Source organism: Flavobacterium sp. HJSW_4 (assembly GCF_042436695.1).
GTDB lineage: Bacteria > Bacteroidota > Bacteroidia > Flavobacteriales > Flavobacteriaceae > Flavobacterium.
This window is the reverse complement of record NZ_JBHNPP010000011.1, coordinates 19052-34526: the sequence shown is the minus strand read 5'-3', so window position 1 is coordinate 34526 and position 15475 is coordinate 19052. Positions and strand designations below refer to the sequence as shown.

General features: G+C 29.5%; 10 protein-coding genes. 6 read left to right on the top strand and 4 right to left on the bottom strand.

The window, feature by feature from the left end; translation table 11 throughout:
- Window positions 1-151 precede the first annotated feature (151 nt).
- Window positions 152-568: a helix-turn-helix domain-containing protein gene (locus ACE01P_RS12175; protein WP_379698029.1), complete on the top strand. Its 417-nt coding sequence runs from the start codon at window positions 152-154 to the stop codon at window positions 566-568.
- 189 nt (window positions 569-757) lie between these two features.
- On the opposite strand, the gene ACE01P_RS12170 is transcribed toward ACE01P_RS12175, so the two are convergent.
- On the bottom strand, window positions 758-3940 hold the full coding sequence (locus ACE01P_RS12170; protein WP_379698027.1) for a type ISP restriction/modification enzyme: 3183 nt from the start codon (window positions 3938-3940) through the stop codon (window positions 758-760).
- Between the two features lie 879 nt (window positions 3941-4819).
- Between ACE01P_RS12170 and mobC the strand changes: the two genes are divergently transcribed.
- Both mobC and ACE01P_RS12160 read left to right on the top strand, forming a co-directional pair.
- On the top strand, window positions 4820-5215 hold the full coding sequence (gene mobC / locus ACE01P_RS12165; protein ID WP_379698024.1) for a plasmid mobilization relaxosome protein MobC: 396 nt from the start codon (window positions 4820-4822) through the stop codon (window positions 5213-5215).
- Window positions 5200-6447, top strand: coding sequence for a relaxase/mobilization nuclease domain-containing protein (locus ACE01P_RS12160; protein WP_379698021.1), 1248 nt, complete (start codon window positions 5200-5202; stop codon window positions 6445-6447). The genes mobC and ACE01P_RS12160 overlap by 16 nt, the downstream gene beginning before the upstream one ends.
- 253 nt (window positions 6448-6700) lie before the next feature.
- Here ACE01P_RS12160 and ACE01P_RS12155 read toward each other — a convergent pair whose 3' ends face one another.
- Window positions 6701-7402: a hypothetical protein gene (locus tag ACE01P_RS12155; protein WP_379698018.1), complete on the bottom strand. Its 702-nt coding sequence runs from the start codon at window positions 7400-7402 to the stop codon at window positions 6701-6703.
- A 479-nt stretch (window positions 7403-7881) separates the two neighbouring features.
- On the opposite strand from ACE01P_RS12155, the gene ACE01P_RS12150 reads away from it, so the two are divergent.
- Together ACE01P_RS12150 and ACE01P_RS12145 are read left to right on the top strand one after the other, a co-directional pair.
- Window positions 7882-8928, top strand: coding sequence for a hypothetical protein (locus tag ACE01P_RS12150; protein ID WP_379698015.1), 1047 nt, complete (start codon window positions 7882-7884; stop codon window positions 8926-8928).
- A gap of 1064 nt (window positions 8929-9992) precedes the next feature.
- A complete protein-coding gene (locus ACE01P_RS12145) occupies window positions 9993-11858 on the top strand; it encodes an ATP-binding protein (RefSeq protein ID WP_379698013.1) in 1866 nt (621 codons plus the stop codon).
- A 55-nt stretch (window positions 11859-11913) separates the two neighbouring features.
- Here ACE01P_RS12145 and ACE01P_RS12140 read toward each other — a convergent pair whose 3' ends face one another.
- A complete protein-coding gene (locus tag ACE01P_RS12140) occupies window positions 11914-13050 on the bottom strand; it encodes an HNH endonuclease (RefSeq protein WP_379698010.1) in 1137 nt (378 codons plus the stop codon).
- A 387-nt stretch (window positions 13051-13437) separates the two neighbouring features.
- Between ACE01P_RS12140 and ACE01P_RS12135 the strand changes: the two genes are divergently transcribed.
- Window positions 13438-14472: a hypothetical protein gene (locus tag ACE01P_RS12135; RefSeq protein WP_379698007.1), complete on the top strand. Its 1035-nt coding sequence runs from the start codon at window positions 13438-13440 to the stop codon at window positions 14470-14472.
- Between the two features lie 359 nt (window positions 14473-14831).
- Here the strand turns inward: ACE01P_RS12135 and ACE01P_RS12130 are convergent, their stop codons facing one another.
- On the bottom strand, window positions 14832-15362 hold the full coding sequence (locus ACE01P_RS12130) for a hypothetical protein (RefSeq protein WP_379698005.1): 531 nt from the start codon (window positions 15360-15362) through the stop codon (window positions 14832-14834).
- Window positions 15363-15475: the final 113 nt, after the last annotated feature.

Genomic DNA, 15475 nt, shown 5'->3' with positions numbered 1-15475 from the left:
GTTCCTGCCTTTCAAAAGGATAAACTATTCAGAAATCGGATATAATATCTGACAAAAGGGATATTTTACAGGATATTTTTCTATCTTTGGTTTTCAGACTTTTTAATCCAAATGGCTTTATCTTTGAGCCTTCAGAAAACTAACACTCATTATGGAACAGAAAATTCATCAGGGAAGAAACGTTAAACGTTTTAGGGAAATGCTTGGCATCAAACAGGAAGCACTTGCTTATGATCTGGGGGAAGACTGGAATCAGAAGAAGATTTCTATGCTGGAACAGAAGGACGTTATTGAAGATAGTCTGCTTAAGCAGATTTCAAATTCTCTAAAAATTCCTGTTGAAGCTTTTCAGAATTTTGATGAGGAACAGGCTATAAATGTTATTGCAAATACCTACTCATTCCAAGACTTTAAGGATAATGCAGTTGCATCTGGATTTAGTTATCAACCTTCATTTAATCCTGTTGATAAGATTGTTCAACTGTATGATGAGAAAATCGCTTTATACGAGCGAATGTTGAAAGAAAAAGATGAAATGATGAAAAGGCTCGAACAATTAATTAAATAAATAAGCTATTTATAAAAGATATTTTAATTCAAAAAAAAAAGAGACTTTTAGTCTCTTTTTTTTGAAATCATTTTTAAATTCAATTGCACAATCGGCTCATATAAGGTTAGTTTTTAAAATGTCAGTAATATGATCTTCATAACTCTTAAATTCAAATGAAATTATCGTTGTACTGCAAAATCATTCTCTCTAATCTATTTCGATTTTGTTAATTTCTCCCATTATTTTATTAGTTTCCGATAATGCAGTAATTACTTTTTGATAATGTGTAATTTCATCAAATTCAAGCTTTCTGTCCTTTCTGTCTTTTAGCCATTTTTGTGCTGGCTGATACCCCCCTATATAAAAGTTCCATGCAATTTCTGGAACATTTTCAAAATATTGTATTTCATTTATAAATATCTTTCCGTCCTTATAGTGAGGTTTACTTACAACACAATCGCCAGAAATATTAAACTCCGTTATAAAATCTTCAACTTTTGGACTTTCTAATAAATGAATTTGTCTAATTTGTGAACCCAATGCCACCAATTCCCAGAAAAATTTGATATTTTTTGGATATGGAATTTTAGGAAAATCTGTTTTTAAAAAATCTTTATATTTAGCTCTGTATTTTGGCGAATGTAAAACTGCATATATATAATCTAAAATGTCAATTGGTGAAAAACTAATTGTATTTTGTTCTTTTTCATTTGTAAATTTTAGACCTAAAATCTTTGCAATTTCGTTTACAATGTCAGCATTTAAATTTGGAATTCGTTCTGTATTTAATTCTGTTGAAAGCTGTCCGCTACTTTCTGGATAAAGATATAAGGGAAAAAGATTTACACCACCTCGGCGAAACATATTAGCATCAACAGGATTTTTAGAAACTGTTGTTAGACACCATTCAATATCTCCAATTGCTAATCCCTGTCTACCAATTCCTAACAGTATATTTTCTTTAGATAAAACATTTGTAATTAATTCTTTTCTTGGATAGTCCATCATTACACTGCTAAAATAACAAGGTCGGTCGTCAAATGGTCTGTAACCGCAATCAATAATTTTTTTATCCCAATTTAAATCACTTTGAATGTCTATTCTAGCTTTAGCAAGTTTCCAATCTCTGTTATCCTTAATCCCATATTTCAAGTAGATTTCTTCGTTTGAAATATTTTTATTTCTTAATACTTCAGCTCTTTTAAATATCTCATTTTTATCCAAACTGATACAAAAGTCATCCCTGTGCGTCTGAAAACCCATAACGTTTATTTTAAATAATTTTGTCGGATTTATTCCTTTATTATATTCAGTAAACCTTTTTTCATCAATATTTTTAAAAAGAAAATCATTTTTAAACGGAATAAAGTTTTTAAACTCAATAGATTTCAAAGAATTTTCAGAAAGGAAGTCGTATTTAAAATCTCTTTTTCCAAATAAATCATAATGAAAAACTCTACCCAATTCGTTTGCTCTTTTCTTTCCAGTTTTTATAAATATATTAATTGAGACACCTTGCTCAATATCAAAAACATTTACATCTACAGAACCATCAGGGGAAGTTTCTTTTTTCTTGTTATTTCCATGTAGATCTATAGTATAAATTTTGTCATAAGTTTTTAATAAATTCCAACGCATTCCTCTAAATGTTGGATTGTCTAAAAAACCGTGTGGATTGATGAAAGCCATGACTCCTTCACCATTTCGTTCAATAAAATGTTGCCCATAACGTAGGAATTTTACATAATCGTCATTTATAAATTTTGAGTTCTGTTCTTTTAATTTTTCTTGCCCACCTGGCTCTTTTTTGTAATCCTCCATTAATTGTGTAATCCATTTACCTTTATTTTTGCTTTCGCCGCTATAAGGTGGATTTCCAACAATACACATGACTGGCGTATCACGTTTTATGAAATTTGCTTCGTTAGCTTCGCTACTTAACCAATTAGCAAATAAAGTTCCTGTATCAGGATGACTTTCCTCTAGACTGTTGGTTAAGTATATTTTGAAACGTTGATCTTTATTTGGTTTAAACCCTGTTTCTGTTAACAATAAATCCATTTGTAAATGTGCCATTGCATAACTCGCCATAAGCAACTCAAAACCATTTAAACGAGGCAATAGATGTGTTTCTACATAATTACTCCAAACACCTTGTTGTCCTTTAAACTTTGCGTGAATATGCTTTACCACTTCAGCAAGAAAAGTTCCTGTTCCGGTTGCTGGGTCAAGAATTTGAACTTTGTGTACTTCTTCTTCGGCTGTTCTAATATTATCTTTGTATCTTTTATCCGTTGCCTGAACATTTACTTTAATTTTTGTCTTACTATTGTCCGCTAAGCCTTGTTGCAAATCAAATTCTGTTTTCAGAATTTCGTCAACTGCACGAACTATAAAATTTACAACTGGTTTTGGAGTGTACCAAACACCACGAGCTTTTCGAAGTTTGGAGTCGTATTCGCTCAAAAAAGTTTCATAAAAATGGATAATTGGATCTTCCATTTTTGTTGATTTTCCATAATTTTTCAAAATTTCTGCAACGTTACAAGCCAAGAAAATTTCCACTAAACTGTCTACGATCCACTTAATTCTGTCGTCAATATCTGGTCCAGCAATGTAACCAAATAATTTTCGTAAAAATGGATTTGATTTCGGAATTAATTCAGATGCTTCATGTCTTGAAAAAGTGGGCAACGTAGGGTCGTGTAATCGCGCAGCAAACATTCCGTATGCAATAGTTTGAGCGTATACGTCTGCAAAACCTTTTGGTGTAATATCGTGAATCAAAATATCTTTAAAAGCTTCCATTTGATCCTTCAAAGTACTGTCTTCGCTATTATTTTCGTCATTAGTTAGTGCTAATTCAATGACATCAGAAAGAAGACGGGCTTTACCAGCCATCATTTCAGCTAGCTTTTTCGAACTCTTGATAGTTTGTCCAATAAATGAACAAAAGTCTTTTAATACATTAATAAATGTTACAAAATTCTGAGGTAAAGCAATTACTTTTCCATTCTGAATTTCTGCAATTTTAACATTAGTGATAAAAACTCCTTCAATATATAAATGAAAATCTAAATAATCAGTAAATATGATATTAGGTAAAGCCAATTTGTAACGGTCAAATTGTTCTTTATTTCCTGTTTTTTTTGTACCAGACAGATCTTTATCACCAATATCTTTGGCTTCAATATAACCAACTTCAATTTCTTTTCTAGTAATAATATAATCTGGGGCGCCACATTTTATCCTCTTCGGCTCGTTTGTTGCTTTTACTTCAGGAACTATACTTTCTATAAGTTGCTCAAGCAAACCTCTAAAAGTATGTTCAGTTGAGTTACCAAGATTATATTTGGCATTTACACTTTCAATATATTGTTCTAAATTCATTTAAGTATCTTGTGTTTTATGAAATATAATTTAATTTATAAATGAAAAATTTTCTTTTTCATTTCTGAGATTCTTTTACATACTATGTAATAACCTTCTCTATAGCTAATAATATTAACGAATAAAAAGATATATTTTAATATATCTTATATTTACAATACTACATAAAAAAAACAAACAGCCGTTACGAATTACCGTAATAATCAAAATTATTTTTTTAAGCTTCGATAAGGTGTTTTATATATTAAAGCAAGTAGATTTCCTAATTCAGTTATCTTAAAAATATTCTTTTTTTTAGTACATATTTATCTTTTTATTGATCAGTAAAAACAAATCTCATAATCATACATAAAAAAGATAAACAGCCTTAACGCTTTTCCTTAAATTCATCTTTTTTCTCCAAAACATCGAAATTAACATATAATTTATTATAGTATACACAGGAAAACTATCAGAGGTATAAGTCACTTTTATGTCTTAAATTATTTTTAAATAAAAAAAGCAAAGCAAGGTATTGGACACAGCCAGAGAAGTGCGCATAACATTTTTCTTCGTTCCTCAAAAAATGCCCTTCGGGACTTATAGCACTTCAACTGTCTGAGCGTCCAATAGAAGACTGCTTTCTTTTTTTCTTTTTTCTTTTTTAAATATTTCATTGTAACATTCTACGGCCATCATGACCATATTTTACACATGATACATTCAAATATTTTTTCTAAATTAGAAGCCTGCTTTTAAAAATCCTCAAAGATTGCCACGTTCCTGCAATCAGCAAGATGTACGGTTGTCTGACAACCGCCTATCTTGCCACCTTGTGCCTCGAAACTCGGCGGTGGAGAATCTTAAAAGTAAAGAGTTTGAAAACAATGAAAAGGAAAAATGATGGAAAGAGAAAATTCAAACAGATCACGCAGGATTACCCTGCGCCTGACAGAGAAAGAGTATGCAAAAATTGAAAGCCTGTTCAAGGCTAGTACCTGCAGAAAACTGAGCGACTACGTTCGAAAAAGCTTATTCAGCAGACCGATCACAAGCACTTACCGCAACCAGTCATTAGATGATTTAATGGAAGAAACTGTAGTGCTATGTTCAGAACTTCGTGCAATTGGCAACAACATCAACCAGATTGCCAGAAAGATAAATACGCTCAAAACAGTTCCTGAATTCAAAGGACATCTTTATCTGTTCGAAATCCAAAGAGAAAGACTTTTTGATAAAATGGAGGAGGTTTCAGGTCACACCCAGAAAATAGCAGAAAAATGGTTGCAGTCATAAAAACAAGCTCGTCCATAAGAGGCATTCTGAACTATAACGAAAATAAAGTCAAGGAAGGAGTGGCTGAGTGCATCTGTGCCGTGAACTATCCTCTAGAATTAGAGAAATTAAGCTTTACCCAGAAGCTGAACCGTTTATTAAAACTGTCTTCTCTCAATGAAAATGCGAAGCGGAACAGCGTCCACATATCGCTCAATTTTGATCCTTCGGAGAATCATTCCAAAGAAAAGCTGATTGAAATTGCGGGCACTTATATGGAAAAAATAGGTTTTGGGAAACAGCCCTATTTGGTCTATCAGCACCATGATGCGGGACATCCGCACTGCCATATCGTGACAAACAACATTCAGAGAGATGGAAAAAGAATCGATCTGCATTTACTGGGAATCAGAAAATCAGAACCTGCCCGAAAAGAAATTGAAGAAATGTTCGGACTTGTAAAAGCCGAAGGAAGAAGTCAGAAAGAACAATTTTCGTTAAATCCGATAGATATCGGCAGAGTCCAATACGGAAAAGCAGAGTCCAGAAAGGCGATCAATTCAGTTTTAAATCAGGTGCTGTTTGACTATAAATATTCAAGCCTACCTGAACTCAATGCTGTTTTAAACCTCTATAATGTTCATGCTGACAGAGGAAGCGAGGATTCGAGAGTTTTCAAAAATAACGGACTGCTTTACAAGATACTTGATAAGAATTCAAAACCAATAGGCGTCCCGATAAAAGCCAGCGAATTCTACAGTAGACCTACCTTAAAATTTCTGGAAGGAAAGTTTAAAACTAATGAAACAGATAAAGAGTCTCGTAAAAAATATGTAAGAAATGCCATAAATCTGGCTTTCTATCGTGAGAATATAATTTCTCTTGAAAAATTATCAAAAGTGCTGGAAGGAGAAAGCATTCACATGATACTAAGAAAAAGCAAAGAAGGACAGCTCTACGGAGTAACTTACGTTGACCACAAAACCAGATCCGTTTTTAACGGAAGCGATCTGGGAAAGGAATTCAGTGCAAAAGGAATTCAGAGAAGCTGTGCTTTAAATATTCTTGCATTTGAAAAAAAGCATCAAAACTCTATCCCTACAAGTTCAGAGCACTTTCAAAATATGATTTTAAAAGATTATATAAACGAAAATCTAGCGGATATTTTACTTCGTGGGGAAAAAATAACTGACTATGTTTCGAAACAATTTAAAAAGAAAAAGAAAAGAAGACTTCTTGCTAAGGGGTTTTAAAACTTTTAAGGGTGCAAAAATTAAAATAGAATTAAAAAAAATGATGGTGAAGGGAATAGCTTATTATTTGAAACGAATCGATAAAGAACTGCTGAAAAGTTTTAATGAATAACTCTCTACTTAATTAAAAAAAAATGGAATAATGAATTAAAAAAAGGGACTATTTAGTCCCTTTATGTTGTAAAAACAATTTCTAAATTATAATCATCGAAAGTCACGCTTTCCTTAGAATTAAAGAAGAAGATTCTGAATGCTAAATAATATTTAAAGTATCTGGCATTAAGTCCAATCTTTCGTCTAATATTTTTTTTACTTCTGGCGTAGACTCTAAGCTATAAATTCTATCAAACTTTTTGGGACTTCCATCTTCATACACAGCCATTCCTATATGAAAAATTCTATTAAAATAATAAATGGTAATTTTTTGGACTAGCATTTTATTTCGTGTAAATAACTTTGAGTAAAAATTCCCTTCTTGTACTTGGGTTATAAATATACCTCCTTTGATACTGTGAGGAGTCATTGTAGATAAAGCGTCGCGAAAAAGTAGGCAATTAGTATAATCCGATTGACTAATGCTATAATCTTTCCTTCCTCCATTAATTATTTTTGATTTCATCTTATCAAAATTATACACTTCAACTTTGATGTCATACACTGGCAAATCAAAGTTATTAACCAATTGAAAAGACATTTGATCTATTTTACTTACTTTACTTAACGCAATTAAATCTAACTGTGGATATGCATCACCTCCCGAGATATAACTTTCAATAAATTTAATTTTTTCCTTTAAGGCGCTATCAAGTTCAATAATTTTTTTTTCTTGCTTCTCAATGATTTCTTTTTTATCATCTTCAGCACCTTGAGCTTGCTTTATCGACAGGACAATTGCAGCAACTCCTCCAAGAAAAATAAAGAAATATGCTGCATTCGTAATTGTAATAAAATCCATATATTTTCTAAACATATTAATTATTTACATTTTTATCAAAATAAATATTTAGACTTCAACTATTCCACCTATACAAACATACAAGTTTAATCTTGGAAATATCAATCTAACTTATCATTAACTATGATACTTTAAAAAGATATAACAATTAAATATTCTAAACTAGAATTACAGTAAATTATGAAATAAAGGTACTTTACAGCCGGTTTACACTTACAAAACAAATTTTCAGTAAGGCAATTATCTTTCTTCACTTCAATTACAACCTTGTAAATTCATTGTAGCCATCTGAGTATATCTAGAGCTATTTATTTGGCTTCAATTTATATATTTTTGTGTAATAAACAATTGTAAGTATGAGTTCATTCAATCAATTCACGAAAGAATTACACATCCTATATAAATTCTACAAAGCAACATTATATGCTTATGAACAAACCGACTTATTACTTTTTAAATGCCGAAAAAATAAGGACGAAATGGCTAACGTAGGATTCTTTGAAAAACCCCCTTCTTACTATAAAAGTAAAGGAAAAGGCATAAGTGAAAATCAAAAAAACTTATCCGAAGTTATTTTTGTTAGATTTGTTTCTGCATTAGAAGTTTATTTGGTGGATCAAGTACGTGATATTTTTCTGGTAACAAAAGAGCCCTTTAAAAAACAACATTCTAAACCCGAATTCTCGCAAGCGGAACTATTGTCAATGAATTCTCCAGCCGACATATTTGACAAAATAATTAATAAAGAAACAAGAAAGCTAAGCAGTGGCGGATTTAACATAATAATTAAATATTATAAAGACAATTTTCAAATTAATCTTGCTGATATCTCTCCAGGATTGACTAAAATGGAAGAATACCATCAAAGAAGACATCTTTTAGTTCACAGATTAGGAAGAACTGATGAACATTATCGTAAAAAGTTTAATTGTCAACTAAGTAAAATCTCTGTAGATGAAGCATATTTAAATGATTGTTTTGAAAATTTTAAAACTTTTTCGGAAATACTCCAAACTAAATTACGCGATAAAATAAAAAACAATTTTTCTGTTTCAAAAGTAGAAAAGGAAAAAGAAGTAAAAAGTATAGTTATAGTTGAAATTTTAAAAGGACAGCCGTCAATTTTTGATAATAATTTTGAGTTCTGGGCAGGAGATGAATTTTGTATGTTCAGTAAAATATTAACAAACAGAGTAAATCAAAATGATTCTAAATTTAAAATAACATTAGCAGGAACAAATACACAAATTTCTAGTTATTCTACAATTTTAAAACGTGAAGTTGATAGAAATAAAATTAAAATAGAATATGTAACTAAGAAAGGTACAGATATAATTGAACAGACACCTAAAAAAAGGTTAGATAAAGTTACAATTGAAAAAATAAGAAAGAGACTGATTATGGAACAACCAATCCCCTCAGGAATTCATAAAACAATTGCATCAGAACTTAAACTATCGAATAAAATTGTACGAAGTGCCATTAATTACATTTATAAGAATGAAACAAATTCTGAAGAATTTTGATTTCAATTACGAAATACCTACTTTGGATTAAAAGTACGCACTTTTGCTCAAACAAAATACTTTTGAAATTGTAACATATAAACTCCTATCACTCCAATAATCACCATCAAACCAAATTCATTAGCTTGTATTTCAATCACTTACAATCACCTTTCGAGATTAAGTTATTAACTATTGGCTTTTCGATTGTGTATAAAAAGTACGCATTTCTGCAAAAAAAAATTTGGTAATTGGTGTGCACGGACATATATTTGTAAAAGAAAACCGCTTCAGTTTTTCAACATCAGCGGCTTCTAAAATACATTATTCTATCTTTCGATAAATAATTTTACAAAGTCGTACGCAAGTCTACCAAACATAAGTAACGACAAAGTAACAAATCTAAATTTGAGCCATAGACTTTCTAGGTCTTTAGGCTCATTTTTTTTTCGTTTCATTCTACTACAAAGATTGTTAAATTCTGAAGAATTTAAAAGTCAAACTTATTCACAATCGGACGTAGTTTTTAACAACTCGAAAAATTTGATGATTTTTCCATACGACACTTAAAACACTGTAAACAAGATAAATAACACAATATTAAAACAGCTTTATCAGCGTAAAATATAGATTTTTTAGAATAAAAAGCAAGGATTTTTTTTGATATTTCTATCCTTTTTCGGCATTGTGAATATCCCATTTGTCATAGCTTTCAATTGCAGATTTTTTTTTACAGTTCTTCTGTTTTTTTTTTAAGTTACAAATAGTGCTATAATATCAAAACAAACAAATTTTTGTAACTTAATTTTGTCAAATACCATTAACTCCTGCAAATCCACTTTACAAATCTATATCATTAAAATGATTGATTACAACGTGAAATTTGTAAGATCCGATATTTTTGAATCCTTACTTCCGATTTTTTTTTAATTATACTTCGAAAAAAAAGAGAATTAGGCACTAAAACACATTCATAACCTAGGCTAATTCTTACATCATTATAGAAAAGTTTTTTTTTGAGTATTATTTAAAACGAGTCTTTTACTATTATATTTGTAATGTCTACTCTTTTAAACATACCAAAAATGAATATAAATATTACAAATGCCGCTTCTTTATTTTTTCCAAATCCATCTTTGGAAATGGTTTACTTTGAAGCAATTGCTAATGCTATAGATGCAAAAGCTACTTTAATTAGCATTGACATTAATATTAAATCATTTTCCGCAGTTGAAACTTTTACAATAAAAATTACTGATGATGGTGAGGGATTTACACAAAGGAATTTTAATAAGTTCTCCTCACTTCTAGAAGTTGAAGAAGAAGACCATAAAGGTGTTGGAAGATTAGTTTATTTAAAGTATTTTAAAGAAATAGAAGTAGAAAGCGTTTTTGAGAATAATTTAAGAAAATTTACATTCAATAATAAATTCAAAGGTATATCCCAAATCACGAAAAGCAAAAATGATAGCAAAAATACAATCTTAATATTTAGTGGTTATAAGCTAGATCGTATAAAATCATATGACTTTTTAAAACCAAAAGAAATAAAAAAGTCAATTCTTATGCATTTTTTCCCTCTTCTTTATAACAAGAAAATATTAAACGAAGAATTAAAAATTTCAATTAAAGTAGAAACTCAGGAATCCAATGTGAAACACAATTTTTATTCAGACTCGCAAACAATTGATGTAAACGACATTGCAGATTTGGAAGAAGAAATTATTGAAGCTCCTGAATTAGATATGTTTGAAAAACTTAACCTTTACTACTCTGTAAAAGAAAACTCATCAGAAAATTCAATTATCACTGCAATTTGTGTCGATGGAAGGACAATACCGATTGATATAATTTCAAAAGGGGGAATTCCCAGTGGCTATGAAATTGTATTTCTTATGTATTCCAATTTGTTCAAGGGAAAAGTTAACTCATCAAGACAAGAATTAACTTTAAAAGATGAAGAGTTAAAAATTGTAAAAAGAAAATTTAGTGAAAGAGTAATCGAAATTTTTAATAACAAAATTCCACAAATAAATGAGAGAAATACAAGTACAAAAATTAAATTAGAGGATAAATTCCCACACTTACAAGGCTATTTCAATGATAAAGTTGTTGGTTTGATTGATAGAAATCAAGCATTAGAAATTGCTCAAAAGAAGTTTTTTAATGATCAAAAAGAAATTCTGGAGGCTTCATCCTTAACAAACGAGCAGTATGAAAAGTCGCTAGAGATATCTTCCAGAGTTCTTACAGAATATGTATTATATAGAAATGTTATAATCAATAAATTAAGATTAATTGACAAAAATAGTAGCGAGTCGGATATCCATAATATAATTATTCCCATGAGAAAATCATTTTCAAAAGATGAATTTCATAATGATCTTTTCACTAATAATGCTTGGCTACTCGACGATAAATACATGTCTTACACCACCATTTTGAGTGACTTAAAAATGACTGATCTATTAAATCATCTTTCAATTGAAGAAGAAGAAACCTCAAAAGATGATAGCAGACCTGATATCGCAATTGTCTTTTCCGACAATCCAGACAACTCTAAAAAAGTCGATGTCGTAATTGTTGAATTAAAAAAGACAAATCTGAAATTAGCTAAAAAAGAAGAAGTAGTAAGCCAACTACGCCAAAGAGCAAGAAAGTTACTAAAATACTATGGAGACAAAATTCAAAGAATCTGGTTTTATGGAGTTGTAGATTTTGACAGTGAATTTAAAATTTCTCTTTTAGAGGACAAATACACTAGATTATATTCTAATGACAGTGTATTTTACAAGGAACATCCAATAATTTTAGATGAAAACAAGCCTCACGAAAGTATTCCTGTTGGATTGTATGTTATGTCTTTCGAAGCATTTATTGAAGATGCGTACAGCAGAAATTCGACCTTTCTAAATCTTTTAAAAGAGAATTTAAAACAATTGAGTGACTAACTTTGAAAGCTAATTCTTAACGTAACATGTAACATAGTGTTTATACTTCTTTTTTTTACATTGACAATCTAAATTCCTCGATTTTTTGCCTTAAAATCTCTTCAGGATTATTACTAGAATATTTTGACATAATCATTTTTTCTATATCAACATCGTCCAATACTAAAATCATTTTTTTTTCCATTGCCCAAACCTCTCTACAGGTATAATAGGCGCTTCGATCTCCGCCATTTCGTGATAAAATCAAACCAAATAGCCCAGAACCATGAACTTTCAAATAGTTTGAAATTTGTAAAATTTCTTTTTTAGTTACTTTTTTTGAATAATTTTTGGCATCTACAACAATAAAATCAGCGTAGTACCTATTTCTTATTTGTGACCAAAACCCTAATTCGGCATAATTCCTCAAGATAAAATCTCTTCTGTTTATTTTAAAATGATCAGAAAGTTCGGTAATTGGAGAAGAAAGAACATCTCCAAACAAATATTCTAGTATTTTTCCAACATGCTTTTGATACTTTAACCAATCAATTTTACCCTTTCGAATCTTGTTAAGATCATTTACTAGTTCATCATGAAAGGCAAGATAATTTTTGCTTGAAAAGATTGCTTTTAATATTGAATGATTCGAATTAGAAATTTCGTTTGCAAAAGTTTTGCTTATATATGGAATATCCCAAATCTCAATATTTTCTTTTTGAATTGCTTCATTGTCCTGTTCAGGTAAAACACCAGGAAAAGCAAAAACAATTTTTGCATTTGGCTTTTTTGATTGATACAATTTTAATTGAATTATTATATCTTTTAATCGTTGTTCAGTAAATGTGGGCATTGTCTTTACTTCGATCAATAATTCTTCCCAATATTTTCCCTTTTTCCTTTCAGTAGATATATCCCCTCGAAGCTGAGAATCTGGCATTAAAATTTCTGCCTTCGAATTCCTAAAAGTTCTACTTCCAATTGTAAGTTCAAGTAGGAAGTTTACCAATTCTGTTTCTCGAAAATGCTTATTAGATTTTGCAGTGTTATCAGCTGCACAAATTAATCTTAAATTTGATAAATTTGATAGTCCTCCGACAGATTGTGGAATAAGATGTTCAATAAATAATGGTACATCATTCCTACCACATATATAACATTGTTCACCATATAACTCTACTAGTTTTAAATATATATCCTCTCGTTTTTTCATATATCATTATTACGGCATTAAAAATTATTATCTTACCTCCAAAACTATTCGAGTTAAATCCTGAAAGAATTAAGCATAAGTATATCTAGATAATTGCAACTTTAAAAATGCTACTACTAACTTATTTTTAATATTTTAAATTAAAATTCGTATGCAATAATACTACAAAAATCTTCAAAAAACTCATTATCGATCTGAATGCTTTTCTTTCTCTAAGATGATGCTGAATCCCTTGTTGTTCTATTAGAATACGTACTTTTAATGATTTAGAGTACCTATCAAAGTGGGCAAATGTGCATATATTTTGACAGGCTTAAAGATAGCTTTCATATAGCAGGCTAATTTGGCTGACAATTAATTCTATAAAGTAAAAAAATAAGTATAACTATGACTTCTAGATATTTGAAAAAGATACAAAAAGAAATTAGTCAATCCATTTCTGGAAATAAGAAAATTTACTTGGATACCAATTACTGGCTTCGCTTGACAGACTGTAAATCAGAGAAAGACATAGTTCTTCTTAATCTATTAACAAAACTTGTAATTACTAATAAAGCTATTATTCCAATTAGTGAATATAATTTTTGGGAAATTTTAAAACAGAAAGATCGATCATCACTGAATAGGTCTGCTGTAATTATAGATAAACTATCAAAAGGAATATCTATTACAAGTGAAAAAGAAAGGCAAAAATTGGAATTTTTACAATTCATAAAAATAAATACTGGTGAAGAATTTGATAATTTGCAAGAAATAGTTTGGACAAAACTATCATTAACTATCATCTACCCTATTTTTTTGAAATACGAACCTAATTTGCTTTTTGAAGATTTTATTACCTTTCTTAGTAAAATTTCTTTCGAAGAAATTCTAGTACAGCTCGATAAAACCTCTAACTTTAAACCATTTTATCACAAAGATGATATAGTTTTACTTAACTCCGAGAAGGAGAAATATAAAGATCAAAACAAATCTTTTCACGAAATGTTCTTATCAGAACTTGGCGGTTATTTGGATTTATTTGAAAATGATCTAAGTACTTACTTTCAAGAATATTACTGTGAAAAAACTGGAAACATTATTTCTGATGAGGAAAAACAAAATTTTAATCATAAAAGTTGGAAAAATATGATTTACAATTTGTCAAAACTAAAAAAGATTACAAGCGAGCTACCTTCTTTCACAATTTTCCCTGAAATGAATGCCGTAGCAAGATGGAATAAAAATCGTAAATATAAGGATGGAAATGATACATTTGACTTTTTACACACTTCATCTGCACTTCCTTATTTCGACTACTTCTTTACAGAAAAAGAATTAAAAACCGTTATCAGTCAAAGAAAACTTGATCAAACATTCAATTGTAAAGTATCTAGTAATATTGACGAAATTTTAAGCATTTTAGAAGAGGACTTTATTTAACAAAACAAATTATTTCCAGATAAATCCAAATCAAAATTCAACGCCATAGCAACGTTAAATTTAAGTAAAAAATTAATAATGAGTGAAATTTATATTTTTTAAATCATCTACAAAATGGTTCGAAAATTGTCCCGTTGAGGCTACTAAGAAAAAAAAGCTTCAGAGAAATCTGGAGCTTTTTTTGTTTTTATCTTTTTCTGATTTTCTTTGCAGGCACAGATTATAAACCTGTGCCGTCGTTGTCTAAATACATAATTAACAACACTTAAATCCTATTTAACAAGTAAAATTTTCTGTGACTTGAACTTATCGTTAAATCTTATCCATATAATAATTTGGTCATCAAAACTACCTATAATTTACATCTCTATTGTTGGTTCTGAACACTTTCCAACAATATATTTTTTGTCATTTTCATCTATTAAATAGTCAAGATCTTTAGACTTAGTTTTATAAATCAATTTGAAAGTTTGAATTTTATACGCATTAAGTTTTTCAGGTGTAAAAGTTAAGATGTTTTTTTCAATTTTAAATTTTCCATTAATATATTGAAGAGTTCTTTTCCATATTAAATCATATCCTTCTTCTTTTGCTTTTTTCTCTTTAATTGGGTCATACTGCACTGTTTTTATTACAATTCTCGCATTTTCTCCACTCCAACCATATTCTAACAAATTAGTAGATTCAAAAATTAATGAATCTTTTGGCACTTCAAATTTATAAATGAAGCATTTTTCTTCAGGAATAGGTTCCTCTTCAATTTTTAGGATTTTTGGCGGTACCAGCATTTTATTAGATTTCTTTTTCTGACCAAAAGAAACAATACAATTTAATATTATAATAATAAAAATCAAATTCCTCATATTAAGTGCTTTGTAATTATTCAGCATGCTAATTTTATTTAAAATTGGTAATAATAACGTAATTCAAAAAAATTCAGTCAAAAAACATCATTTTACTTTATTTTTTTTTAGTTTTTTCTTTCAAATTAAAAGATTTCTTC

What these genes read in the sequence shown, in the direction of transcription:
- ACE01P_RS12160 (WP_379698021.1), top strand. Translation starts at nt 5,200, where the DNA reads ATGGTTGCAGTCATAAAAACAAGCTCGTCCATAAGAGGCATTCTGAAC.
- ACE01P_RS12150 (WP_379698015.1), top strand. Translation starts at nt 7,882, where the DNA reads ATGGCTAACGTAGGATTCTTTGAAAAACCCCCTTCTTACTATAAAAGT.
- ACE01P_RS12135 (WP_379698007.1), top strand. Translation starts at nt 13,438, where the DNA reads ATGACTTCTAGATATTTGAAAAAGATACAAAAAGAAATTAGTCAATCC.
- ACE01P_RS12155 (WP_379698018.1), bottom strand. Translation starts at nt 7,402, where the DNA reads ATGGATTTTATTACAATTACGAATGCAGCATATTTCTTTATTTTTCTT.
- ACE01P_RS12130 (WP_379698005.1), bottom strand. Translation starts at nt 15,362, where the DNA reads ATGCTGAATAATTACAAAGCACTTAATATGAGGAATTTGATTTTTATT.
- mobC (WP_379698024.1), top strand. Translation starts at nt 4,820, where the DNA reads ATGATGGAAAGAGAAAATTCAAACAGATCACGCAGGATTACCCTGCGC.
- ACE01P_RS12140 (WP_379698010.1), bottom strand. Translation starts at nt 13,050, where the DNA reads ATGAAAAAACGAGAGGATATATATTTAAAACTAGTAGAGTTATATGGT.
- ACE01P_RS12170 (WP_379698027.1), bottom strand. Translation starts at nt 3,940, where the DNA reads ATGAATTTAGAACAATATATTGAAAGTGTAAATGCCAAATATAATCTT.
- ACE01P_RS12145 (WP_379698013.1), top strand. Translation starts at nt 9,993, where the DNA reads ATGAATATAAATATTACAAATGCCGCTTCTTTATTTTTTCCAAATCCA.
- ACE01P_RS12175 (WP_379698029.1), top strand. Translation starts at nt 152, where the DNA reads ATGGAACAGAAAATTCATCAGGGAAGAAACGTTAAACGTTTTAGGGAA.